Source organism: Microbacterium sp. ARD31 (assembly GCF_031844425.1).
In genome coordinates, this window is the sequence record NZ_JAUZVE010000056.1 from 21,459 (window position 1) to 44,537 (window position 23,079).

Sequence of the window (23,079 nt, forward strand, 5' to 3'; positions counted from 1 at the left end):
CGTGAGGATCGTCGTCGCACGCTGCCAGGTGGACTACGCCGGGCGGCTCTCGGCCCACCTGCCGCTCGCCACCCGCGTCCTGATGCTGAAGTCGGACGGCTCCGTGCTGATCCACTCCGACGGCGGCTCCTACAAGCCGCTGAACTGGATGTCACCCCCCTGCACGGTGCGCGAGGGCGTGTCGGAGGACGGCCGCCCCGAGTGGCTGGTGACCGCGACGAAGTCCGACGACACCCTGCGCATCCTCATCGACGAGGTCCTGCACGACAGCTCGCACGACCTCGGCGTCGACCCCGGCCTGCAGAAGGACGGCGTCGAGAAGCACCTGCAGGAGCTGCTCGCCGAGCATCCCGCCACCCTGGCCGACGGCCTCACCCTCGTGCGCCGCGAGTACATGACCGCGATCGGCCCGGTCGACCTGATGTGCCGCGACGCCGACGGCCTCTCCGTCGCCGTGGAGATCAAGCGCCGCGGTGAGATCGACGGCGTGGAGCAGCTCACCCGCTACCTCGACCTGCTCAACCGCGACCCGCTGCTGAGCGCCAAGGGCCCGGTCCGCGGCATCTTCGCCGCACAGGAGATCAAGCCCCAGGCGCGCGTCCTCGCCACCGACCGCGGCATCGCCTGCGCCCTCGTCGACTACGACGCCCTGCGCGGCATGGACGACGCGGAGCACCGCCTGTTCTGAGCACTGCATCGCTACCCTCACACGGTGAGCGATCCGGCGCCCGAGCGCATCTTCCACATCGCGACCGCCGCGGACTGGCGCCAAGCGCTGGAGACCGGGCGCTACACCACCTCGACGGTGGGCGTGAGCCTGGCGGAGGAGGGCTTCATCCACGCCAGTCGTCGCGACCAGGTCCAGGGGGTGTTCGACAGGTACTACCGATCGCTTCGCGAGGACCTGGTCCTGCTGACGATCGACCCGGCCCGGCTCACGTCCGAGGTGCGCGTGGAGCCTGTCGGCACCGACACCTACCCCCACGTCTACGGGCCGATCGACCGACGGGCCGTGGTCGACGTGGCGCCCCTGAGCCGGAAGGGCACGCCCGAGACGGTGACCACGCTGTGGGTCAAGGAGATGGCCCGACGGATGGGGATCGCCCTGCTGGTGATGGCGCTGGTGGCCGCAGTGGTGCTGCTCGCCCAGCGGATGGCCTGAGGCTCAGGCGGCCTTCTTGCCCTTCTTGCCGCCCTTGGCGGTGACGACGTCGACCTTCACGAGCTTGCGCTTCTTGACCGTGTAGCCGGCCGGGAGGGTGCCCTCCTTGAGCATCCGCAGCGGGCAGCGCCCGCACTTGGTCGAGGACACGCAGCACTTCTTCTTCGGCAGCTTGGCGACCTTGGCCTTGCCTGCCTTCTTCGACGTGTCCTTCGACTTGCCCACGCCCGCACCCTACAGGACAGTTAGGACAGCCTTACCTAGTGTCTTGCCCAGTGTCGACCCAGCATCAGCCCAGGGCGTCCCCGGCCCACGACCGGGCCCGCCACCCCTCGGCGTCCGCCTCGAGCGCCACCACGTCGCAGTTGCGCAGCGGGCGCTCGTGGCCGTGGTCGGCCCGCAGGTTCGTGGCGAGGACCGGCACCGCCGTGCAGATGGCGCCGCCGTGGCTGACCACCAGGACCGCCTCGCCCCGGTGTGTGTCGGCGATCTCCTCGAGCACCGTGGACACCCGGGCGACGACCTCGGCACCGCTCTCCGCGCCGGGCACCCGGGCGTCGAGGTCGCCCGCCAGCCACGCCGCGAAGGTGTCCCGGAACGGGTCGGGGTCCCCCGTCCCCCCGGCGTGGTCGCCCACGCCGAACTCGCGCAGGCCCTCGCGCACCACCACGTCCACGCCGAGCACGCCGGCGGCGAGCTCCGCGGTCTGCACCGCGCGGGCCATCGGGCTCGACCAGACCGCGGCGACCCGCTCGGCCGCCAGTCGGGTCCCGAGGTCGCGTGACTGGTCGCGACCCAGCGGGCTGAGCCAGCCCCCGGAGTCGCTGAGCAGCTCGCTCTCGTAGAGCGCCTCACCGTGCCGGGCGACGAACACCCGCACGGGGCACTGGAGGTCAGTCATCAGCCAACCCCACCACGTCAGCGGCACACCCCCACGCGAGGGTCACCCCGGCACCACCGTGGCCGTAGCAGTGGACCACGTCACCGACCCGTTCGAGCCGGACCTCCGGCCGGGCAGGTCGCAGCCCCACCTTGTGGCGCAGCACGCGTGCCCCCTCGAGCTCCGGGACGAGCGCCGTGGCCCGGTGCAGGACCTGCTCGGCGACGGCCGGGTCCGGCGTACGACTCCACTCGCCCTCCACGTCGGTCCCTCCGACCACGACCTCCGCCGCGCGCGGGACGACGTACGTCAGCCCGTCGCCGTCGAGGGTCCAGCGGTCCAGCCCCACCTGCTCGACGACGACCACCTGCCCGCGGACCGGGTGGACCGACGGGTCGGCGCCGAAGTGCCGGGCGCCGAGACCGGTCGCGTTGACCACCAGCGCGCCGTCGTCGGGGAGTGCGGAGAGGTTCATCCGGGTCAGGGTGCCGCCGAGCTCGTCGATCCTGGCGACCAGCCAGCGCAGGTGCACCGGCATGTCGACGACGGGGCTGACGAACGTCCAGCCGTCGGCGTAGCCCGGGGGCAGCGCGGTCTCGCGGTCCAGGGCCGGCACGGCCGCGCGCCACCACGGGTCCGGCCGGTGCTCGCGCAGCACCTCGGTGCCCGTGAGCATCCGCACCCCGCTCCGCTCGTCGGAGGCCAGCGCCTCGAGCACGGCGTACGACGTCGTGCACCAGGCCGTGACGCGGTCCTGCGCGGTCGCGCGGAACGGGTACCAGAGCGCTGCCGCGACCGCCGACGTGGTCTCGAGCGGGAGGTCCCGGGCGACGACGTCGACGCGATGGCCCGCCTCCAGCAGGCGGACGGCGCACGTCAGCCCGACCACGCCGGCCCCCACCACGATCACGCGTCGCATGACGTGCAGTGTGCCAGCCGGTCCGGTGCGGGTCAGTCCAGCCCGTTGGCCGCGCGGATCACGTCGACGAAGCCGCCCATGATCTCGGTGAGGCCGAAGTCCTTGGGCGTGTAGACCGCCGCGACACCGCGCTCGACGAGCGCCTTGGCGTCCGAGCTCGGGATGATGCCGCCGACGATGACCGGGAGGTCGCCGAGCCCGGCTGCCTCGAGCCCCTCGAGGACGTCGGGCACCAGCTCCATGTGCGACCCGGACAGGATCGACAGGCCCACGAGGTGCACGTCCTCTGCGACCGCCGCGGCGACGATCTGCTCGGGCGTCAGGCGGATGCCCTGGTAGATGACCTCGAAGCCGGCGTCGCGGGCCCGGACGGCGACCTGCTCGGCGCCGTTGGAGTGCCCGTCGAGCCCGGGCTTGCCGACCAGTACGCGCAGGCGGCCGCCGAGCTCCTCACCCGTCGCCCGCACCCGCTCGCGCACGGCGCTCAGCTCGGCGCCGGCCTCGGCGACGCCGACGGCACCGGACACGCCCGTGGGGGCGCGGAACTCCCCGAAGACCTCGCGCAGCGTGCCGGCCCACTCCCCCGTGGTCGCGCCGGCGCGGGCCGCGGCCAGGGTGGGGCGCATGAGGTTCGCGTCGGTCTTCGCGGCCTCGGCGAGCGCGCGCAGCGCCTCGGTGACCTCGGCCTCGTCGCGCTGGGCCTTCCACGCCTCGAGGCTGGCCAGCGCGGCGCGCTCGGCCTCGGGGTCCGCGGTCTGGATCGCGGCGTCGAGGTCGGCGGTCAGCGGCGAGGGCTCGGTCGTCTCGAACCGGTTCACGCCGACAATGACCTCCTCGCCGGACTCGATGCGGGCGCGGCGCGCGGCGTGGGCCGAGACGAGGTTCTGCTTCATGTAGCCGGACTCGACGGCGGCGATCGCACCGCCCATCGCCTGGACCCGGTCGATCTCGGCCTTGGCGCCCTCGACGAGCTCGGCCACCTTCGCCTCGATCACGTGGCTGCCGGCGAAGATGTCGTCGTACTCAAGCAGGTCGGACTCGAAGGCGAGCACCTGCTGGAAGCGCAGCGACCACTGCTGGTCCCAGGGGCGCGGCAGGCCGAGGGCCTCGTTCCAGGCCGGCAGCTGCACCGCCCGGGCGCGGGCGTCCTTGGACAGGGTGACCCCGAGCATCTCCAGCACGATCCGCTGGACGTTGTTCTCCGGCTGGGCCTCGGTCAGGCCGAGCGAGTTCACCTGCACGCCGTAGCGGAAACGGCGCATCTTCGGGTCGGTGACGCCGTAGCGCTCGCGGGTGATCTCGTCCCACAGCTGCACGAAGGCCCGCATCTTGCAGGTCTCCTCGATGAAGCGCACCCCGGCGTTGACGAAGAAGGAGATGCGCCCGACGACCTTCTCGAAGTCGTCCTCGGAGACCTGACCGGAGCCCTTGACCTGGTCGAGCACCGCGATGGCGGTGCACATGGCGTACGCCAGCTCCTGCACGGGCGTCGCGCCGGCCTCCTGCAGGTGGTAGCTGCAGATGTTGATCGGGTTCCACTTCGGGATCTCGTGGACGGTGTAGGCGATCATGTCGGCGATCAGGCGCAGCGACGCCTCGGGGCCGAAGACGTAGGTCCCGCGGGAGAGGTACTCCTTGATGATGTCGTTCTGCGTGGTGCCGGCGAGCCGGTGGGCGACCTCGTCCGGGGACAGGTCGGGGTTCTGCTCCTCGGCGACGACCTGGTACATCGCGAGCAGCCACATCGCGGTCGCGTTGATGGTCATCGAGGTGTTCATCTCGGTGAGCGGGATGTCGGCGAACAGCTTGCGCATCTCGCCGAGGTGCGGGACGGGTACGCCGACCTTGCCGACCTCGCCGCGGCTCAGCGGGCTGTCGGGGTCGTAGCCGGTCTGCGTGGGCAGGTCGAACGCCACGCTGAGCCCGGTCTGGCCCTTGGCCAGGTTGGTGCGGTAGAGCGCGTTGGACGCCTCGGCCGTGGAGTGGCCGGCGTAGGTGCGCATCACCCAGGGGCGGTCCTTGGCGGGCCGATCGGTGTCGCTCATGGCGACAGGGTAGGACGCGGTTACCCGGGAGTCACCGGGCTGGAGGTGTGACGGATCCCTCAGGATCGAGCGGGGCTCAGGCGGTCGCGGCGACCCGCTCGACCTCGATCGCGTGGGCGAGGCGGGCGAGGTGGGCCATGCGGCGCACGGCGGGGCCCGGGTTGCGCACCGTGAGGTGGTGCCCGCTCAGCCAGGCGTGGCGGGTGGCGACCGCGAGCAGCCGGAGCGCGGTCAGGTCGATCGTCGTCACCTCGGTCATGTCGATGACGACGTCGTCGTCGAGGCCTTCGAGGTGGCGGTAGATCGCGTCGCGGACCTCCCACGTGCTGCGCACGTCGAACGCGCCGTGCAGGACCAGGATGTTCCCGTCCGAGACGATGTCCATCTGGTGCTCCTCACTGACGTCCCCCGACGCCAGGCCCGTGACCGCTGTCACTTCCTACGACGCATGTGTACCCGATCAGGTTGCATCGATGCCTCACCTTTTCGGCGAGTCCTCGCCAGTAGGCTCTCCGGTCATGGTCAACCTCACGCGCATCTACACCCGCACCGGCGACGCCGGGCGCACCCGGCTCGGCGACATGAGCGAGACGGCGAAGACCGACGCGCGGCTCGAGGCCTACGCGTGCGTGGACGAGGGCAACGCCCACATCGGGGTCGCGCTGGCGCACGCCGCCACCGACCGCGGGCTCGAGGACGACGTGGTGACCGTGCTGACCACGATCCAGAACGACCTCTTCGACGTCGGCGCCGACCTGTCCACGCCGGTCGTGCCCGACCCGAAGTACCCGCCGCTGCGCGTCGAGCAGGACTACGTCGACCGCCTCGAGGCGTGGTGCGACCACTACAACGAGTCGCTGCCCGCGCTGCGGTCCTTCATCCTCAACGGCGGCACCGTGGCCGCCGCCCACCTGCACGTGGCGCGCACCGTCGTGCGTCGTGCCGAGCGGGCGGCGTGGGTGGCGTGGGCTGACCACGAGGCGACCATGAACCCCCTCGCGATCACCTACCTCAACCGCCTCTCCGACCTGCTGTTCATCCTCGCCCGCCACGCCAACCGCCACAACGGCGACGTGCTCTGGGTGCCCGGCGGCGAGCGCTGACTGCCTCGCACGGCGCCATTCCCGCCCGGGACCGGGCATCGGTGGCCCACAATGGTCCGACCCGCTCCCACCCAGCTCAGAGGAGACACGTGTCCGCGGAGCCCACCCATGCCCCGAGGGCGATGCCCAACCTGTCGGGGGTGTCCACCTTCGACGAGGCGACCCGACTGGTGCTGGCCTACTTGCAGAAGCAGGTCCCGATGGACTTCTGGACCGTCTCGCGCGTGATCGACGGACGCCAGGTCTACCTCGACGTGACCCCCAACGACCTCGAGCTCGGCGTGGGCGACGGCCCCTCGTGGGAGGACTCCCTGTGCCACGCGATGTGGGACGAGGGCGGCCCCCGCGTGGCTCCCGACGTGTCCCGCGTCCCGGCCTATGCCTCCAACCGGGCCGCCCGCGAGCTGTCGGTCGCCAGCTACGTCGGCATCCCGCTCTTCAACGAGGACAGCACGCTGTTCGGCACGGTCTGCGGGATCGACACGTCCGTGCAGGACGACGCCCTCGTCGACCTCGCGCCGCAGCTCGAGCTGCTCGGGCAGATGTTGTCGGTGGTCCGCAGCCTCGACGCGCAGGCGGTGTGGCTGTCGCGGCAGCTCGAGGCGACCCTGAAGGACGCGGAGACCGACCCGCTCACCGGCCTGCGCAACCGCCGGGCGTGGCAGCGCGCCTGCGAGGTCGAGGAGGCACGGCACCACCGCCTCGGCGACCACGCCGGCATCATCCTGCTCGACCTCGACGGGCTCAAGCAGGTCAACGACACCGACGGGCACGCCGCGGGCGACGCGATGCTCCAGCGGGCCGCCGGCGTGATCAGGTCGAGCTGTCGGCACACCGACGTCGTGGCGCGGCTCGGCGGCGACGAGTTCGCCGTGCTCTGCCCCCAGACCACGGCCGACGAGGTCGCCACGGTCGTCGCCCGCCTGAGCGCCGAGCTGGCCGCCGCCGGGCTGTCGGCCGGCATCGGGTCGGCCACCCTCGACCAGGTCGGCACCATGGCCGAGACCGAGGCGATCGCGGACGCGGCGATGTACGCCGACAAGCGCGCGCGTCGCTGACCTCGGCGGGCGCTCAGCGCCCGGCGGGCACCTCGCTGCGCCGCTCGCGCGCCGAGGGCACCACGAGCGCCGCCGGCATCAGCAGCACCGCGACGACGAGCAGCGCCTTGAGGGTGCCGACCTGGTCGCCGACGAAGCCGAGGAACGGCGGCCCGGCGAGGAAGGCGGCGTACCCGATGGTGGAGACCACGCTCACCCGGGACGCCGCCCGAACGGGGTCGTCCGCCGCCGCGCTCATGCCCACCGGGAAGCCCAGCGAGGCGCCCACACCCCACAGCACGATGCCGGTGACCACGACGACCGGGTGGTCGGCGAAGACGATCAGCAGGACGCCGGCGCCAGCGAGGACCATCGTGCTCCACAGCACCGCGACCCGTCCGAAGCGGTCGATCAGGCCCGTGCCGACGAAGCGGCCTGCAGTCATGGCGAGCACGAACACGGCGAAACCGGCCACCCCCACGGCGTGGGACACGTCGTGGCCGTCGACGAGGGCCACCGCCAGCCAGTCGTTCGCGGTGCCCTCGGTCATCGCGAGGGCCAGCACCATGACGCCGATCAGGAGGGTGCGCGGCTCCAGCCACGCCCGGGCGGCCGAGGTGGGGTGCTCGTCGTGGGACTCGGCCACGGGGAGGAAGGACGGCGAGGTGCGGAAGACGAGGGCGACCGAGAGGAGCACGATCGCCACGAGGTGCACCACCCCGGGGACGGACAGCTCGATCAGGAGGGCGCCGAGGAGCGCGCCGACGACCGTACCGGCGCTGAAGCCCGCGTGGAAGCGGGGCATGATCGTGCGGCGCAGGCCGCGCTCGACCTCGGCCCCCTCGACGTTCATCGCGACGTCCCACACGCCGATGCCCAGGCCGTAGACGAAGAGCCCGAGCACCGTCACCGGAAGGACGTGGCCGAGGCCGAGGGCCGCGGTGACCATCCCGATCGTGGCCGCCGTCGCGCCGAAGCGCACGATCACCACCGTGCCCCACCGGTTGATCAGCGCACCGCTGGTCGGCAGCGCCAGCACCGAGCCGAGCGCGATCGCCAGCAGCACCAGCCCGAGCCCGCCGTTGGAGAGGTCGAAGCTGGACCTGACCTCCGGGATCCGCGAGACCCAGCTGGAGAACACCAGCCCGTTGAGGAAGAACGACAGCCCGACGGCGTTGCGGGCGGCGGTCAGCGTGGGCACGGGCACTCCTGGCGGGGATCGCCGCGGCACCGCGACGGGACGTGTGATCGAATCGTTTCGATGCTAGCCTCTCCCCCGTGTCCGGTCCAACTCCCGCGGCGTCGCGCACGCCCACGCTGGCCGACGTCGCAGCGGCGGCGGGCGTCTCGCTGTCGACCGCCTCGCTCGCCTTCTCGGGCAACAAGCCCGTCTCCGAGCCGACCCGCGCCCGCGTCCTGGCCGCTGCGGCCGAGCTCGGCTACTCCGGCCCGAACCCCCTCGCCCGCAACCTGCGGCAGGGGCGCAGCGGCGTGGTCGGGATCGCGGTCGGCCGGCTCAGCACGGCGTTCCGCGACCCGGCGGCGCTGCCCATGCTCGACGCTGTCTCGGAGGTGCTCGGCACCGCCGGGCTGGGGCTGCTGCTGATGGGCGACGACGAGGGCCACGCCCGGCTCCCGCTCGACGCGGTCATCTACGACGTGTGCGGGCGCGAGGACGGCTGGACGCCGTACGACGACCTGGTCGCGCGAGACGTGCCCCTGGTCGTGGTGGAGGGTCCGTCGTGGCCCGGCACCACCTTCATCGACATCGAGCACCGCGCCGGATCGGCCGCGCTGTCGCGGCACCTCCACGACCTCGGCCACCGCCGGGTGGCGCTGGTGACCCTCGAGCAGTCCCACCCCCAGCGCGAGCGGGAGGCCGGGGTGCGGGAGGTGTTCCCCGACGCGCGGATCGTCGGCGAGTGCGCCAGCGACCTCGCGGCCGCCCAGGCGCTGGTGTCGGACTACCTCAGCACGTCCCCGGACGTGACCGCGATCGTCTGCCAGAGCGACGTGCAGGCGGCGGGCGCCGTCCTCGCGGCCCGACGCCTGGGCCTCTCCGTGCCCGCCGACCTCAGCGTCGGGGGCTTCGACGGCGTGGCGACCCCGTGGCTCGACCTGGAGCTCACCACCGTCGTGCAGCCCATCGCGGCGAAGGGCCGCACCGCCGCCCACGCCGCCCTGGCCCGCATCGCCGGCGAGCGCGTCGACGACGTGGTGCTCCCCGTGGAGCTCCGGGTCGGTCAGTCGACCGGCCCGGCCTGAACCCCGCTCCGCAGGGTCAGCGACGGTTCCAGTCGGTGCCGGGCGGGCCGGACTCGAGCCAGGCCTGGAAGCCGGTGAGCGACGCCTCGCTCATGGCGATCTCGAGCGGCTCGCCGGCGTAGTGGCACGAGGCCACGACGTGGCCGTCGTAGAGCGACAGCTCCTCCGCCCCGGCTGGCGAGCGCCGGCCTGAGTACTCCAGGTGCTCGCGCGCCCAGACCCGCTTGGGGCGCGGGGAGAGGGAGAAGATCCGGAACCACTCCAAGGACTGCCCGGAGTAGCGGCCGATGCCGAGCAGCCACCCGCGTCCGGGGTGCTCGCTGCGGGCGCGGTAGCTGAGCTCGAAGGTGCCGCCGTTGCGGGCCAGGAAGCGACGCCGCACGATCAGCGAGATGCCGTAGAGCAGGGCCAGCAGGAGGACGAGCCCGACGATGTCGAGCATCCACTCCCAGACCGGCATCCACACCCTCCACACGCCGACAGAAAACAGGTGAGCGCACGAACCGTGTGGTTCGTGCGCTCACCCTAGCGGTCGCGTGGGAAGACCCCTCAGGAGGCCCGTTCCGCGGCACGCACACGCGCCTCGGCGCGGCGTACCTTCTCCTGCGCCTCGTCGTCGTTCTCGCCGGCCTGCTTGCACCGCTCGAGCTCGGCGCGGGCCTGCTCGAGGTCGATCTCGTGCGACATCTCGGCCCGCTCGGAGAGGATCGAGACGCGGTTGTCGGCCACCGACAGGAAGCCGGCGTCGACCGCGGCGACCCACGTCTCCCCCTCCACGGTCTGCACGTCCACGACGCCCTCGATGATCGAGGACAGCAGCGGAGCGTGGTTCGGGAGGATGCCGACGTCGCCCTCGGTCGTGCGGGCGATGACCATGGTGGCCTGGCCCGACCAGACGAGCCGGTCGGCAGCGACCAGCTCGACCTGGAGGACCTTGTCGGTCGACTCGGCCATCAGAGGCTCTTCTGGATCTCGGCCCACTTCTGCTCGACGTCGTCCAGACCGCCGCACATGAAGAAGGCCTGCTCGGCCACGTGGTCGTACTCGCCGTCGGCGATCTTGTTGAACGCCTCGATGGTGTCGGCCACCGGGACGGTCGAGCCCTCGATGCCGGTGAACTGCTTGGCGACGTAGGTGTTCTGCGACAGGAATCGCTGGATGCGACGGGCCCGGGAGACGATGATCTTGTCCTCCTCGGAGAGCTCGTCGACACCGAGGATCGCGATGATGTCCTGGAGCTCCTTGTTGCGCTGCAGGATCTGCTTGATCCGCACGGCGCAGCGGTAGTGCTCGTCGCCGATGTACTGCGGGTCGAGGATCCGCGAGGTCGACGTCAGCGGGTCCACGGCCGGGTAGATGCCCAGCGAGGCGATCTCTCGCGAGAGCTCGGTGGTCGCGTCGAGGTGCGCGAACGTCGTGGCCGGCGCCGGGTCGGTGTAGTCGTCGGCGGGGACGTAGATCGCCTGCATCGAGGTGATCGAGTGACCACGCGTCGAGGTGATGCGCTCCTGGAGCTGGCCCATCTCGTCGGCGAGGTTGGGCTGGTAGCCCACCGCGGACGGCATGCGACCGAGCAGGGTGGAGACCTCGGAGCCGGCCTGGGTGAAGCGGAAGATGTTGTCGATGAAGAGCAGCACGTCCTGCTGCTGCACGTCGCGGAAGTACTCCGCCATGGTCAGCGCGGACAGGGCGACGCGCAGGCGGGTGCCCGGCGGCTCGTCCATCTGGCCGAAGACGAGGGCGGTCTGCCCGAGGACCCCGGCCTCCTCCATCTCGACGATGAGGTCGTTGCCCTCGCGGGTGCGCTCACCCACGCCGGCGAACACCGACACACCACCGTGGTCCTTGGCGACACGGGCGATCATCTCCTGGATGAGCACCGTCTTGCCGACGCCGGCGCCACCGAACAGGCCGATCTTGCCGCCCTGGACGTAGGGGGTGAGCAGGTCGATGACCTTGATGCCGGTCTCGAACATCTGCGTCTTGGCCTCGAGCTGGTCGAAGGCAGGCGCCTTGCGGTGGATGCCCCAGCGCTCGTTGACCTCGAAGGTCTCGCCCTCCTCGAGGTTCAGCACGTCACCGGTGGTGTTGAACACCTTGCCGAGCGTGGCGTCGCCGACCGGCACGGTGATGGACTCACCGGTGTCGGTCACCTGGGCGCCGCGGACCAGGCCGTCGGTGGGCTTCATCGAGATCGCGCGGACCATGCCGTCACCGATGTGCTGGGCGACCTCGAGCGTGATGGTGGTGGTCTCGCCGCCGAGGGTCAGGTCGACCTTGAGGGCGTTGTAGATCGCCGGCATCGCGTCGGTCGGGAACTCGATGTCCACGACCGGGCCGATGACGCGCGTGATGCGACCGACCGAGCCGGCCGCGCCGGAGGTCTGGGTCTCTTCAACAGTGGCAGTCATTTCTCTCACTCACTCCCGGCGTTGGCGTCGGCAAGGGCGTTGACGCCACCGACGATCTCGCTGATCTCTTGGGTAATGCCGGCCTGACGGGCCTGGTTGGCGATTCGGGTGTACTTCTTGATGAGCTCGTCGGCGTTGTCCGTGGCGGACTTCATCGCCTTCTGGCGGGCGGCGAGCTCGGAGGCGGCCGCCTGCAGCAGGGCGAAGAAGATCCGGCTCTGGACGTAGCGCGGGAGCAGGGAGTCGAGCACCTCCGCGGGGGACGGCTCGAACTCGTAGAGCGGCAGGACGTCGTCCTTGGCCGGAGCCTCGGTGCCCTCGACGACCTCCAGCGGGAGGAGCCGTACGGCGGTCGGCTCCTGGCTGAGCATCGAGCGGAACCGCGTGTAGACCACGTGCACCTCGTCGACGGCCCGGTCGTCCTCGCCGGTCTCGCCGAGGAAGGCCGAGATCAGCGTCGCGCCGATCTCGGCGGCCACGTCGTAGGTCGGCTGGTCGGAGAACCCGGTCCACGCCTGCACGATCGCGCGCTGGCGGAACTTGAAGTACGCCTCGCCCTTGCGACCGCTGGTGTAGAGGTCGACGGACTTGCCCTCCTCCTTGAGCTTCTCGACGAGGCGCTCGGCCTCCTTGATGACGCTCGAGGAGTAGGCACCGGCCAGACCACGGTCGGAGGTGACCACGAGCACCGCGGCCCGCTTGGGGTCCTCGGGCTCGGTGGTCAGCGCGTGGTCGACGTTGGAGAACGTCGCCACGGCCGACACCGCGCGGGTCAGCTCACGGGCGTACGGCGCTGCCGCCTGGGCCCGCTGCTGAGCCTTGATGATCCGCGACGCGGCGATGAGCTCCATCGCTCGCGTGATCTTCTTCATCGACTCCGTCGACTTGATCCGCGCGCGGTACTCGCGTACGGAGAGAGCCATGGCGTCAGCCCCGCTTCTGCTTGACGATCTGCTCCTGCTCGACGTCCTCGTCCTCGAGGGCGACGTGCTCTTCCTTGCCGGCCTTGATGCTCTGGCCGTCGGAAGTCTCGAACTGGTCGAGGAAGGAGTCGTAGGCCTTCGCGAGCTCGGCCTCGGCGTCGTCGTCGAACTTCTGCGTCTCGCGGATGCCGGCGAGGATGCCCTCGTGGCTGCGGCGGAGGTAGTCGAGGAACTCCGACTCGAAGCGCAGCACGTCGTCGGTCGGGACCTTGTCGAGGCGGCCGGTGGTGCCGAGCCACAGTGACGCGGTCATCTCCTCGAGCGGGTACGGCGAGTACTGCGGCTGCTTGAGCAGGGCCATCAGGCGCTGACCACGGTCGAGCTGCTGGCGCGAGGCGGCGTCGAGGTCGGAGGCGAACATCGCGAAGGCCTCCATGGCGCGGAACTGCGCCAGGTCGACCTTGAGCGAGCCGGTGACGGCCTTCATCGCCTTCGTCATCGCCGAGCCACCCACGCGCGAGACCGAGACACCCACGTCGATGGCGGGGCGCTGGTTGGCCGCGAACAGGTCGGACTGCAGGAAGATCTGGCCGTCGGTGATCGAGATGACGTTGGTCGGGATGAACGCCGAGACGTCGTTGGCCTTGGTCTCGATGATCGGCAGGCCGGTCATCGAGCCCTTGCCCATCTCGTCGGACAGCTTCGCGCAGCGCTCGAGCAGACGGCTGTGCAGGTAGAAGACGTCACCCGGGTAGGCCTCGCGACCCGGCGGGCGGCGCAGCAGCAGCGACACGGCGCGGTAGGCCTCGGCCTGCTTGGTGAGGTCGTCGAACACGATCAGGACGTGCTTGCCCTCGTACATCCAGTGCTGGCCGATGGCCGAGCCGGTGTAGGGGGCGAGGTACTTGAAGCCGGCCGAGTCGGACGCCGGGGAGGCCACGATGGTCGTGTACTCGAGCGCGCCGGCCTCCTCGAGGGCGCCACGCACGGAGGCGATGGTCGAGCCCTTCTGGCCGATGGCGACGTAGATGCAGCGGACCTGCTTGTCCGGGTCGCCGGACTCCCAGTTCTGCTTCTGGTTGATGATCGTGTCGATCGCGATGGTGGTCTTGCCGGTCGCGCGGTCACCGATGATGAGCTGGCGCTGGCCACGGCCGATCGGGGTCATCGCGTCGATCGCCTTGATGCCGGTGGCGAGCGGCTCGTGCACCGACTTGCGCTGCACCACGCTGGGCGCCTGCAGCTCCAGCGCGCGGCGGCCGCTGGTCTCGATGTCGCCGAGGCCGTCGATCGGCTGGCCCAAGGGGTCGACGACACGGCCGAGGTAGCCCTCGCCCACGGGCACCGACAGGATCTCGCCGGTGCGGCGGACCGCCTGGCCCTCCTCGATCTTGTCGAAGTCGCCGAGGACCACGACACCGACCTCGCGGGTGTCGAGGTTCAGGGCGATGCCCAGCGTGCCGTCCTCGAACTCGAGCAGCTCGTTGGCCATGACCGAGGGCAGTCCGCTCACGCGGGCGATGCCGTCAGCAGCCTCCGCGACGGTGCCGACCTCTTCCGTGGTCGCCGACTCGGGCTTGTAGTCCGACACGAAGCGCTGCAGCGCGTCCCGGATCTCGTCCGGACGGATGGACAGCTCCGTCATTTCACTCACCTGTTTTCTCTGGGTCTGCTCGAAAGTTGTTGCTGGGTCTGGGTGTCTGGTGGTGCGGGTCAGCCGGCGAGCTTGCGCCCGGCGTCGTCGAGGCGGCTCGCGACGGTCCCGTCGATGACGTCGTCACCGATGTCGACGCGGATGCCGCCGATGACCTCGGGGTCGACGACGACGTTGAGGTGGACCGTGCGGCCGTAGGTGCGCGAGAGCACCGCCTGGAGCCGCTCGCGGTCGGTCTCGGCCAGCGGCCGGGCGACGCGCACCGTGGCGACCCGCTGCTCGCGGACCTCCGCGGCGACCTTCTGGTACTCCTCGAGGGCCACCCCGACGGTGCGGTGGCTGCCCGAGAGGGACTGCTGCACCAGGGTGACGGTCGCCGGCAGCGTCTTGTCGGCCAGCAGCCCGCTCACCAGCGTGGACTTGTCCGCGCGGCTCCGGGCCGGGTCGGAGAGCGCCTGGCGCAGCTCCGGGCTGCCCTGGACCAGCCGGCCCACGGCGAACAGCTCGTCCTCGAGCCGGTCGGCCTGGTCGGCCGAGGACCGGACGACGGCGACCACACCGAGCTGCTCGAGGGCGTCGGCGAGGTCGCGCCCCGCGGTCCACCGCTGGGCGACCGCAGTGGTCACCACCTCGAGCGCCTCGTCGGACACCTTGCCGGCCAGCACGTCGCGGACCAGCCCGGCCTTGGCCTCGCCGGGGACGGACACGTCGGTGGCGACCCGGCGCAGGCCCGGCTCGGCGCGGAACAGGTCCGCCGCTCCGAACAGGTCCTGACCCACCTTGCGCAGGTCACCCGTGCCGGGCAGCACTCCGGCTGCCGCGGCGTAGGCGTCTGCGGACGCACCTCGCATCATCAGTTGACGCTCCCCGACGTGGTGCCGTTCTGGGCCTCCAGGTCGGCGAGGAAGCGCTCGACGACGCGGCTCTGGCGGGCCTCGTCCTCGAGGCTCTCCCCCACGATGCGACCGGCGAGACCGGTCGCGAGGGTGCCGACCTCGGCGCGGAGCGAGGTGACCGCCTGCTGGCGCTCGGCCTCGATCTGGGTCTTGCCGTGCTCGACGATGCGGTTGGCCTCGGCCTGGGCCGCCTCCCGCATCTCCGCCACGATCTGGGCACCCTGCTCACGCGCCTCCTCACGGATGCGCGCCGCCTCGTGCCGCGCGTCGGCGAGCTGCTTCTCCAGCTCGGCGAGCTTCGCGTCGGCCTCGGCCTGCTTCGACTCCGCCGCGGCGATGCCGCCCTCGATCGCCTGCGTGCGCTCGGCGAAGGTCTGCTCGAAGCGCGGAGCCACGAACTTCCAGATGAGGAACAGCAGCAGGCCGAAGACGACCAGCGACAGGGCAGCCTCGACGGGAACGAAGCCGAGCGGGTTCTCCGGGGCGTGGCCGCCCTCGGTCGGCTCGGCCCCTTCCGCGAGGAAGATCAGATTCTGCATGGCAGTCCTTCGTCAGTCGTGCAAGCGGGTCGTGTCAGAGGACGAACGCGAGCGCGATACCGATGATGGCGAGCGCCTCGGCGAGGGCGAAGCCCAGGATGGCGATCGACTGGAGGCGGCTCTGGGCCTCGGGCTGACGGGCGACGCCGGAGATGTAGGCGGCGAAGATCAGGCCGATACCGACACCGGGGCCGATCGCAGCGAGACCGTAACCGACCATGTTGAGGGAGCCTTCCACGGCTTTTTCCTTTCGGTTGGTGAAGCGTGGGCTCTGGGTTGAGCCCGGGGTGGAGCTTCGGTGTGAATCAGGGTGGAAATCTGGGTGGAATCCTGGGTGGGAATCCGGGGGTGCGTGCTCGGGCGCGGTGCTCAGTGCTCGTCGGCGAGGGCGCCGGAGATGTACATCGCGTTGAGCAGGGTGAAGACGTAGGCCTGCAGGAACTGGACCAGGAGCTCGAGGAACGAGATCGCGATCGCGAGGACCCAGGCGAGCGGGCCGGCGACGTAGCCGATGCCGCCGTACTCGATCAGGAACAGGCCGCCGGTGGAGAACAGGATCAGCAGCAGGTGGCCGGCGAACATGTTGGCGAACAGACGCAGCGCCAGCGTGACCGGGCGGACGAGGATGTTGGAGAAGAACTCCAGGGGCACCAGGAGCGGGTACATCACGGGGCTCACGCCGCTCGGCACGCTCTGGAGCTTGAGGTAGCCCAGGAAGCCGTGCTTCTTGATGCCGACCGCGTTGTAGATGACCCAGCTCAGCCCGGCGAGGGCGTAGGCCATCGAGGCGCGCGAGAACGTCGGGAACTGGATGAGCGGGATCGAGGCGAACGCGTTGTTGATCAGGATGAAGAAGAAGAGCGTCACCAGGTAGGGGACGAACTTGATGAAGTCGTGGCTGCCGATGATGTCGCGGCCGATCGAGTTGCGGACCATGCCGTAGGCGCTCTCGCCGGCGAACTGCAGGCGGCCCGGCACCAGGCTCGCGCGGCGGAACGCGGCGTAGAAGAAGACGAACACGAGGACCGCGCCGAGGACCAGCTGGACCATGGGCTTGGTGATCGCGACTTCACCGATGTGACCCAGCGCCTGGTCGGAGAAGTCGAAGCTGTTGGGGCCCGGGGCGACGAACTCGCCTCCGGACTCAGCCATCGTGATGCCGATCATCGAGTCAGTCTCCTACTGGCTTGCCTTGTTGAACCGTGCGTATGTCATGTAGATCCCGAAGCCGGCACCGACCAGGATGCCGATCGCCACGAGGAAGTCCGTGCCGAGCCACCGGTCGAGTGCCCAACCGACGAGCCCGTAGACAGCCACACCCGAGACGATGTAGCCGAAGGCGTGCCAGGGGTCGCCCTTGGGGGATTCGTCGGGTCCGGCCGTCGGGGGAAGCTGTCGAGCCATCGCGGTCCGCACACTAGCAGCGGATTCGGTCATCGCTCACCCCCGGGGTGGTCGACCAGATCGTCGCTGTCGGTGGCCCCGCGAGCGGGCTGCGGGGCAGCGTCCTGACCGAGGTCGTAGACCGGGATCCGCTGCCGCGTGGCCGCCGCCAGCTGGCCGACGACCCAGAGGAGCGTCACCACGATCACGGCGGTGGCGAACCAGCCGCGCGAGAGGTCCTCGGGGCCAACGCCGGCGCGCTCGATGGCCGCCACGCAGAGCGCCAGGACCAGGAGCTGGAGGGCGTACGTCATGAGCGCGACCAGCAGCGAGGCGGAGGGCATCATGCGGGCCACGACGCTCACCACGGCGACGCCGCAGGCGAAGACCGCGAGCGTCAGCACTCCCCCGCCGGCGGCTCCCACCACGGCGGCGCGCCCGTCGACCACGGCCGCGACGACCACGAGGACCAGGACCGCGGCGGCAGCTGCGGCCAACGCGCCGAGGAGCGGGGAGAACCCGGTGCGGGTGTCCTGCGTCGACTCGGTCGTCATGGCGGCGGCCTGTCCGTTGTGGGGCGGTCTCTGACTGCTCGTGAAAACTATCACAAAGTCCGGGACCGGCCCCAATCAGGGCCCCGGGAGGTGCTCCTGGCGCTCGTGCTGCAGGGCCGACGATGCCTCATCCGGGTCGTCCGCGCGAGCCTCGACGTCGTCTGCTGCCGGCGGTTCGGCACGGCCCTCCACGACGGCGTTCTCCGGGAGCCCCGTGTTGCCGAGCCCCGTCTTGGGAGGCCGGTGCATCTTCGGCAGCACGAAGGTCATGAGGATCGTCAGCGCGAGCATCGTGCCGAGGCTCCACCAGACCAGGACCGTGTCGAACAGGCTCACCAAGACGGCGCCGGTGGCGATGGTGAACGCCCACATCCACATGATCAGGACCGCGCGGCGCTGGGAGTGGCCGATCTCCAGGAGCCGGTGGTGGAGGTGCTGCTTGTCGGCACTCATCGGCGACCGGCCGGCGCGGGTGCGGCGCACGACGGCCAGCACCATGTCGGCCATCGGCACCATCAGCAGCGCGATCGGCAGGAGCAGGGGCAGCACCGTGACGAACAGGCTGTTGCCCGCCGTGCTCGGCATCCCGAAGAACTGGCCCGTCAGGGTCAGCGCGCTCGCCGACATGACCAGGCCGATCAGCATCGACCCCGAGTCGCCCATGAACAGGCGCGCCGGGTGGAAGTTGTGCGGCAGGAAGCCCGCGCAGGCGCCGGCCAGCGCCGCGCTCAGCAGGGCACCCGTCGTGGCGAGCGTGAGGTTGCTCTGGGCCGAGGCGAAGTAGCAGTAGAGGAAGAAGGCCGCGGCCCCGATGCCGACCACGCCCGCGGCGAGCCCGTCGAGGCCGTCGACGAAGTTGACGGCGTTCATCGTCCCGATCACCACGACCAGGGTCAGCACCGCGCTCTGGGCGTCGTCGAGCGAGAAGAGGGTGCCGTCGGGACTGGGGAAGTAGTAGAACCGCACCCCCATCGCGAACAGGAAGCCGGCCGCGAGCACCTGCCCGCCGAGCTTGGTGAGCGCGTCGAGGTCGTAGATGTCGTCGATGACGCCCACGGCGCACACCAGCGCGCCGGCGAGCAGCACCACGCCCGCGTCCTTGAAGACGAAGACCTCGCTGCGGCCACCGAGGAACGGCAGCTCGCGCGCCACGAGGTACGCCGCCGAGAGCCCGCCCATCATCGCCAGACCGCCGAGGTAGGGGATCGGCTCGGCGTGCACGTCGCGGTCGCGGACCGCGGCCACCGCGCCGGTGCGCAGGGCGATCTCCCGGGCGATGACGGTGAGGAGGTAGGTCACCGAGAGGGCGACCAGGAAGACGAGCAGGTACTCCCGCACGCGCCCTAGCCCTCGTCCGCGAGCACGACCCCGTGCTCCTCGATCGCGGCGTTGAGCACGTCGAGGGACAGCGCGCCGAGCCGCAGCACCCGCCCCTCGGGCACCGTGACGTCGATGATCGTGGACGCCTCGCCGCCGGGCGAGGTGCCCCCGTCGACGATGACGGCCACCGCGTCGCCGAGCATCTCCTCGGCCTGGTCGGCGTCGGTGGCGGCCGGACGGCCGGTCAGGTTCGCCGAGCTCACCGCCAGCGGGCCGGTGCGCTCGAGGACGGCGAGCGCGACCTCGTCGTCCGGCATCCGCACCGCGACGGTGCCTCGGGTCTCGCCGAGGTCCCACATCAGCGACGCCTGCTGGCGGCACACGAGCGTGAGCGGGCCGGGCCAGAACCGCTCGACCAGCGTGCGGGCCCACGGGGGCACGCCGTCGGCGAGCGCGTCGAGGGTGGTCGCGGCCGAGACCAGCACGGGCGGCGGCATGTCGCGGCCGCGGCCCTTGGCCTCGAGGAGGCCCTTGACGGCGTCGTGGGAGAAGGCGTCGGCGGCGATCCCGTAGACCGTGTCGGTCGGGATGACCACCAGCTGTCCGCGTCGTACGGCGGCAGCCGCGGCGGTCACCGCCGCCTCCCGCTCCTCCTCGGTCGAGGTCGCAAGCCTGTCCACGGCGCTCATCGTGCCAGTCTCGCGGTGAGATAGCGGGGTCGACCCGCGAGGTCGAGGTGGTCAGCCACGTCGGCCCAGCGCCCGGACGCGGCGAAGACGCCGGGTGCGGACTCGCCCTGGACGTCGGCGTGCTCCGCGCCGACCACTCCCCCGGGCCGCAGCAGCACCGCGGCCCGTCGTTCCAGGACGCGGATCGCGTCGAGGCCGTCCTGGCCGGAGAACAGCGCGAGGTGCGGGTCGTGGTCGCGCGCCTCCGCGGCGACCGACTCCCACGCCTCCAACGGGATGTAGGGCGGGTTGCACACCACGACGTCGACGGTCCCGGCGAGGTCCTCGAAGGCGGTGGCGAGGTCGCCGTGGCGCAGGTCGACGCCCGTGCCGGAGAGGTTGCGCTCGGCCCACGCCAGCGCGCCCTCGTCGAGCTCGACGGCGTGCACCTCGGCGTCGGGGACCTCGTCGGCGACCGCCCTGGCGATGGCGCCCGACCCGGTGCACAGGTCGACCACGACAGGGGGTCTCGATACGCCGACTCGTTCCTCGCCGGCTACTCGACCAGCTATGAGATTGGCGCACTCGATGGCCCAGCCCGCCAGCAGCTCGGTCTCCGGACGCGGCACGAAGACCCCGGGCCCGACGGCGAGCTCGACATGGCGGAAGGCGGCGCTGCCGGTCAGGTGCTGCAGCGGCTCGCGCGCAGCCCGGCGCGCCAGCAGGGCGTCGTACTGCTCGCGGGCGTCGCGGCCGAGGTCGTCGACGAGCGGCAGGCGGCCGAGCGGCACGTCGAGCACGTGGGCGAGCAGCAGGTCGGCGTCGCGCTCGGGCGAGGCGACGCCCGCCTCGCGCAGCCGGACGGCACCCTGGCGACGGGCGGTGCTCGCGCGCAGCCTCTCCGTCACCTAACCCTCCAGCGCGGACAGGCGGGCGGCCATGTCGGCCTCGACGCACGAGTCGAGGACCGGCTGGAGGTCGCCGTCGAGCACCTGGTCGAGGTTGTAGGACTTGTAGCCGGTGCGGTGGTCGGAGATCCGGTTCTCCGGGAAGTTGTAGGTGCGGATCCGCTCCGAGCGGTCGACGGTGCGCACCTGCGAGCGTCGGGCCTCGCTGGCCTCGGCGTCGGCGGCGTCCTGGGCGGCCTGCAGCAGGCGCGCGCGCAGGATGCGCATGGCCTGCTCCTTGTTCTGCAGCTGGCTCTTCTCGTTCTGGCAGCTCACCACGATGCCCGTGGGGACGTGCGTGATCCGGACGGCGGAATCGGTGGTGTTGACGCTCTGCCCGCCCGGACCGCTGGAGCGGAAGACGTCGATGCGCAGGTCGTTGTCGTCGATCGAGACGTCGACCTGCTCGGCCTCGGGCATCACCAGCACGCCGGCGGCGGAGGTGTGCACGCGGCCCTGCGACTCGGTGACCGGCACGCGCTGCACGCGGTGCACGCCGCCCTCGAACTTCAGGAGGGCGTACGGCGCCTGGCCGGGCTCGACGGTGCCCTTCGCCTTGACCGCCGCGGTCACGGACTTGTAGCCGCCGAGGTCGGACTCGGTGGCGTCGAGCACCTCGACGCTCCAGCCCCGCCCCTCGGCGTAGCGGGAGTACATCCGCAGCAGGTCGCCGGCGAAGAGAGCGGACTCCTCGCCGCCCTCGCCCGACTTGATCTCCAGCAGGGCGTCCTTGCCGTCGGCGGGGTCGCGCGGCACCAGCAGCCGGCGCAGCCGCTCCTCCGCGGTCTCGCGGCGGGCGGCGAGGTCCTCGGCCTCCTGGGCGAAGGCCGGGTCGTCGGCGGCGAGCTCCCGGGCGGCCTCGATGTCGTCGCCGAGCTGGTGCCACTCCTGCCACGTCGTGACGACGGCGGTCAGCTCGGCATAGCGCTGGTTGAGCTGCTTGGCCAGGCGCTGGTCGGCGTGGGTCTCGGGGAGCGCCAGGCGTCGCTCGAGCTCGGCGTGCTCCTCACGCATGCCCTCGACGGCCTCGAACATCGCTCCTCCTGCAGGTCACACGGCCCGGACAGACGACAAGGCGCCGGCCACCCGCGAGTGCGGGCGACCGGCGCCTGGCGTGGACTACTTCTTGTCAGCAGCCTTCTTGGCGTAGCGGGCCTCGAACCGGGCGACGCGGCCGCCGGTGTCGAGGATCTTCTGCTTGCCGGTGTAGAACGGGTGGCACTGCGAGCAGACATCGGCGTGGATCGTGCCGGAGGTCGCGGTGCTGCGGGTGGTGAACGACGCGCCACAGGTGCAGGTGACCTGGGTCTCGACGTACTCGGGGTGGGTGTCCTTCTTCATGGGTGTCCTCTCGAATTGCTCCGGGTCGCCCGCGTGGATCGCGTAGTGACGTGAACCGGAACCGACGCACAAGTGTGCCACCGGTCTGAACAACGGCGCCAATCCGTGGATTCCCGCCGGCGGTGGGCGGACCGGCGGGTGGATCGGCGGGGTGGTCAGCGGCCGCCGACCACCTTGACCACCGCCTGCTGCGAGTCCGCCGCGGCGAGCTGCTTGCGCAGGTCGCCGACGACGGCGCCCTCGGCCGGGGCCAGGAGCTTCTCCTCGTGCCGGGTGCTCGACGCGGCCACGTCGACGGCCGGGACGATGCCCTTGGCCGCCTTCTCGGCGCTCAGCACGAGCTCCAGGTTGGCCGTCCCGGCGAGCTCCTCGAGGAAGAACTCGTCGGTCGCCGACCCGGTGCCGACCGTCACGGTCGCCAGGACGGTGAGCGACCCGCCGTCCTCGATCTTGCGGGCTGCGCCGAAGAACTCCTTCGTCGGGTGGACCGCGGAAGCGTCGACGACGCCGCCGAGGATCCGGCCGTTGGCCGGGGCCGCGAGGTTGTAGGCCCGGCCGAGGCGGGTCAGCGAGTCGAGCAGCACGACCACGTCGTGGCCGAGCTCCACCAGCCGCTTGGCCCGCTCGATGGCGAGCTCGGCGACCAGGGTGTGGTCGGCCGGCTGCCGGTCGAACGTCGACGCGACGACCTCGCCCTTCACCGCACGCTGGAAGTCGGTGACCTCCTCGGGGCGCTCGTCGACGAGCACGATCATCAGGTGCACCTCGGGGTTGTTCTCGGCGATCGCGTTGGCGATGGCCTGCATCACGAGGGTCTTGCCGGCCTTGGGCGGCGAGACGATGAGGCCGCGCTGGCCCTTGCCGATCGGCGCGACCAGGTCGATGATCCGCTGCGTGAGCTTCTCGGGGGCCGTCTCGAGGCGCAGGCGCTCCTGCGGGTAGAGCGGGGTGAGCTTGCCGAACTCGACGCGGTTGCCGGCGTCCTCCGGGGACAGCCCGTTGATGGAGTAGACCTTGACCAGCGCGTTGTAC

28 protein-coding genes are annotated in these 23,079 nt (G+C 71.2%); 5 read left to right on the plus strand and 23 right to left on the minus strand.

Annotated elements, in window-relative coordinates; translation table 11 throughout:
- The first annotated feature begins 1 nt into the window (after position 1).
- The gene (gene nucS, locus Q9S36_RS45000; RefSeq protein ID WP_311291267.1) at positions 2-688 is read left to right on the plus strand and encodes an endonuclease NucS; all 687 of its coding nucleotides are present in this window, start codon (positions 2-4) and stop codon (positions 686-688) included.
- 24 nt (positions 689-712) lie between these two features.
- On the plus strand, positions 713-1,162 hold the full coding sequence (locus Q9S36_RS45005; protein WP_311291268.1) for a DUF952 domain-containing protein: 450 nt from the start codon (positions 713-715) through the stop codon (positions 1,160-1,162).
- A gap of 3 nt (positions 1,163-1,165) precedes the next feature.
- On the opposite strand, the gene Q9S36_RS45010 is transcribed toward Q9S36_RS45005, so the two are convergent.
- The 5 genes from Q9S36_RS45010 to Q9S36_RS45030 all read right to left on the minus strand — a co-directional run bounded on the left by Q9S36_RS45010 (position 1,166) and on the right by Q9S36_RS45030 (position 5,391).
- Positions 1,166-1,387, minus strand: a complete 222-nt coding sequence (locus Q9S36_RS45010; RefSeq protein WP_311291269.1) for a hypothetical protein — start codon at positions 1,385-1,387, stop codon at positions 1,166-1,168.
- Positions 1,388-1,451: 64 nt separating this feature from the next.
- Entirely contained in the window at positions 1,452-2,063 is a 612-nt protein-coding gene (locus Q9S36_RS45015) for a histidine phosphatase family protein (protein ID WP_311291270.1), read from the minus strand.
- Positions 2,056-2,961 (minus strand): FAD-dependent oxidoreductase, encoded by a 906-nt coding sequence (locus tag Q9S36_RS45020; protein ID WP_311291271.1) that lies wholly within the window; start codon positions 2,959-2,961, stop codon positions 2,056-2,058. The genes Q9S36_RS45015 and Q9S36_RS45020 overlap by 8 nt, the downstream gene beginning before the upstream one ends.
- 32 nt (positions 2,962-2,993) lie before the next feature.
- Positions 2,994-5,006 carry a protein meaA gene (locus Q9S36_RS45025; RefSeq protein ID WP_311291272.1) on the minus strand — a complete coding sequence of 671 codons (2,013 nt, stop codon included), beginning with the start codon at positions 5,004-5,006 and terminating at the stop codon, positions 2,994-2,996.
- A 76-nt stretch (positions 5,007-5,082) separates the two neighbouring features.
- Positions 5,083-5,391: an STAS domain-containing protein gene (locus Q9S36_RS45030; RefSeq protein ID WP_311291273.1), complete on the minus strand. Its 309-nt coding sequence runs from the start codon at positions 5,389-5,391 to the stop codon at positions 5,083-5,085.
- 133 nt (positions 5,392-5,524) lie between these two features.
- On the opposite strand from Q9S36_RS45030, the gene Q9S36_RS45035 reads away from it, so the two are divergent.
- Positions 5,525-6,109, plus strand: coding sequence for a cob(I)yrinic acid a,c-diamide adenosyltransferase (locus Q9S36_RS45035; protein WP_311291274.1), 585 nt, complete (start codon positions 5,525-5,527; stop codon positions 6,107-6,109).
- A gap of 140 nt (positions 6,110-6,249) precedes the next feature.
- Positions 6,250-7,167: a sensor domain-containing diguanylate cyclase gene (locus Q9S36_RS45040; RefSeq protein WP_311291275.1), complete on the plus strand. Its 918-nt coding sequence runs from the start codon at positions 6,250-6,252 to the stop codon at positions 7,165-7,167.
- 13 nt (positions 7,168-7,180) lie between these two features.
- Here the strand turns inward: Q9S36_RS45040 and Q9S36_RS45045 are convergent, their stop codons facing one another.
- Positions 7,181-8,347: an MFS transporter gene (locus Q9S36_RS45045; RefSeq protein ID WP_311291276.1), complete on the minus strand. Its 1,167-nt coding sequence runs from the start codon at positions 8,345-8,347 to the stop codon at positions 7,181-7,183.
- Positions 8,348-8,424: 77 nt separating this feature from the next.
- Here Q9S36_RS45045 and Q9S36_RS45050 point away from each other — a divergent pair, with 77 nt between their 5' ends.
- On the plus strand, positions 8,425-9,411 hold the full coding sequence (locus tag Q9S36_RS45050; RefSeq protein ID WP_311291277.1) for a LacI family DNA-binding transcriptional regulator: 987 nt from the start codon (positions 8,425-8,427) through the stop codon (positions 9,409-9,411).
- A gap of 16 nt (positions 9,412-9,427) precedes the next feature.
- On the opposite strand, the gene Q9S36_RS45055 is transcribed toward Q9S36_RS45050, so the two are convergent.
- From Q9S36_RS45055 to rho, 17 genes are all read right to left on the minus strand, one after another.
- Entirely contained in the window at positions 9,428-9,871 is a 444-nt protein-coding gene (locus Q9S36_RS45055) for a DUF2550 domain-containing protein (RefSeq protein ID WP_311291278.1), read from the minus strand.
- Between the two features lie 89 nt (positions 9,872-9,960).
- On the minus strand, positions 9,961-10,365 hold the full coding sequence (locus Q9S36_RS45060; RefSeq protein ID WP_311291279.1) for a F0F1 ATP synthase subunit epsilon: 405 nt from the start codon (positions 10,363-10,365) through the stop codon (positions 9,961-9,963).
- Positions 10,365-11,822 carry a F0F1 ATP synthase subunit beta gene (atpD, locus tag Q9S36_RS45065; protein ID WP_311291280.1) on the minus strand — a complete coding sequence of 486 codons (1,458 nt, stop codon included), beginning with the start codon at positions 11,820-11,822 and terminating at the stop codon, positions 10,365-10,367. The genes Q9S36_RS45060 and atpD overlap by 1 nt, the downstream gene beginning before the upstream one ends.
- A 5-nt stretch (positions 11,823-11,827) precedes the next feature.
- Positions 11,828-12,745 carry a F0F1 ATP synthase subunit gamma gene (locus tag Q9S36_RS45070; protein ID WP_311291281.1) on the minus strand — a complete coding sequence of 306 codons (918 nt, stop codon included), beginning with the start codon at positions 12,743-12,745 and terminating at the stop codon, positions 11,828-11,830.
- Positions 12,746-12,749: 4 nt separating this feature from the next.
- Positions 12,750-14,390: a F0F1 ATP synthase subunit alpha gene (atpA, locus tag Q9S36_RS45075; RefSeq protein WP_311291282.1), complete on the minus strand. Its 1,641-nt coding sequence runs from the start codon at positions 14,388-14,390 to the stop codon at positions 12,750-12,752.
- Between the two features lie 68 nt (positions 14,391-14,458).
- Positions 14,459-15,253: a F0F1 ATP synthase subunit delta gene (locus Q9S36_RS45080; RefSeq protein WP_311291283.1), complete on the minus strand. Its 795-nt coding sequence runs from the start codon at positions 15,251-15,253 to the stop codon at positions 14,459-14,461.
- Positions 15,253-15,834 (minus strand): F0F1 ATP synthase subunit B, encoded by a 582-nt coding sequence (locus Q9S36_RS45085; RefSeq protein WP_311291284.1) that lies wholly within the window; start codon positions 15,832-15,834, stop codon positions 15,253-15,255. Before Q9S36_RS45085 ends, Q9S36_RS45080 begins: the two co-directional genes overlap by 1 nt.
- 34 nt (positions 15,835-15,868) lie before the next feature.
- A complete protein-coding gene (atpE, locus tag Q9S36_RS45090) occupies positions 15,869-16,054 on the minus strand; it encodes an ATP synthase F0 subunit C (protein WP_236404967.1) in 186 nt (61 codons plus the stop codon).
- A 149-nt stretch (positions 16,055-16,203) separates the two neighbouring features.
- The gene (gene atpB / locus Q9S36_RS45095) at positions 16,204-17,001 is read right to left on the minus strand and encodes a F0F1 ATP synthase subunit A (protein WP_311291285.1); all 798 of its coding nucleotides are present in this window, start codon (positions 16,999-17,001) and stop codon (positions 16,204-16,206) included.
- 12 nt (positions 17,002-17,013) lie between these two features.
- Positions 17,014-17,238 (minus strand): AtpZ/AtpI family protein, encoded by a 225-nt coding sequence (locus tag Q9S36_RS45100; protein ID WP_311291286.1) that lies wholly within the window; start codon positions 17,236-17,238, stop codon positions 17,014-17,016.
- Between the two features lie 29 nt (positions 17,239-17,267).
- Positions 17,268-17,771, minus strand: coding sequence for a hypothetical protein (locus tag Q9S36_RS45105; protein ID WP_311291287.1), 504 nt, complete (start codon positions 17,769-17,771; stop codon positions 17,268-17,270).
- Between the two features lie 75 nt (positions 17,772-17,846).
- A complete protein-coding gene (locus Q9S36_RS45110) occupies positions 17,847-19,109 on the minus strand; it encodes an MraY family glycosyltransferase (RefSeq protein WP_311291288.1) in 1,263 nt (420 codons plus the stop codon).
- A 5-nt stretch (positions 19,110-19,114) separates the two neighbouring features.
- Positions 19,115-19,780, minus strand: a complete 666-nt coding sequence (locus Q9S36_RS45115; protein ID WP_311291289.1) for an L-threonylcarbamoyladenylate synthase — start codon at positions 19,778-19,780, stop codon at positions 19,115-19,117.
- Positions 19,777-20,667, minus strand: a complete 891-nt coding sequence (gene prmC, locus Q9S36_RS45120; protein WP_311291290.1) for a peptide chain release factor N(5)-glutamine methyltransferase — start codon at positions 20,665-20,667, stop codon at positions 19,777-19,779. The genes Q9S36_RS45115 and prmC overlap by 4 nt, the downstream gene beginning before the upstream one ends.
- Complete coding sequence (gene prfA / locus Q9S36_RS45125) at positions 20,668-21,741, minus strand: peptide chain release factor 1 (RefSeq protein WP_311291291.1); 1,074 nt, start codon at positions 21,739-21,741, stop codon at positions 20,668-20,670.
- Between the two features lie 84 nt (positions 21,742-21,825).
- On the minus strand, positions 21,826-22,047 hold the full coding sequence (rpmE, locus tag Q9S36_RS45130) for a 50S ribosomal protein L31 (RefSeq protein WP_311291292.1): 222 nt from the start codon (positions 22,045-22,047) through the stop codon (positions 21,826-21,828).
- 155 nt (positions 22,048-22,202) lie between these two features.
- A partial coding sequence (rho, locus tag Q9S36_RS45135) for a transcription termination factor Rho (RefSeq protein WP_311291293.1) occupies positions 22,203-23,079 on the minus strand: 877 nt, incomplete at its 5' end.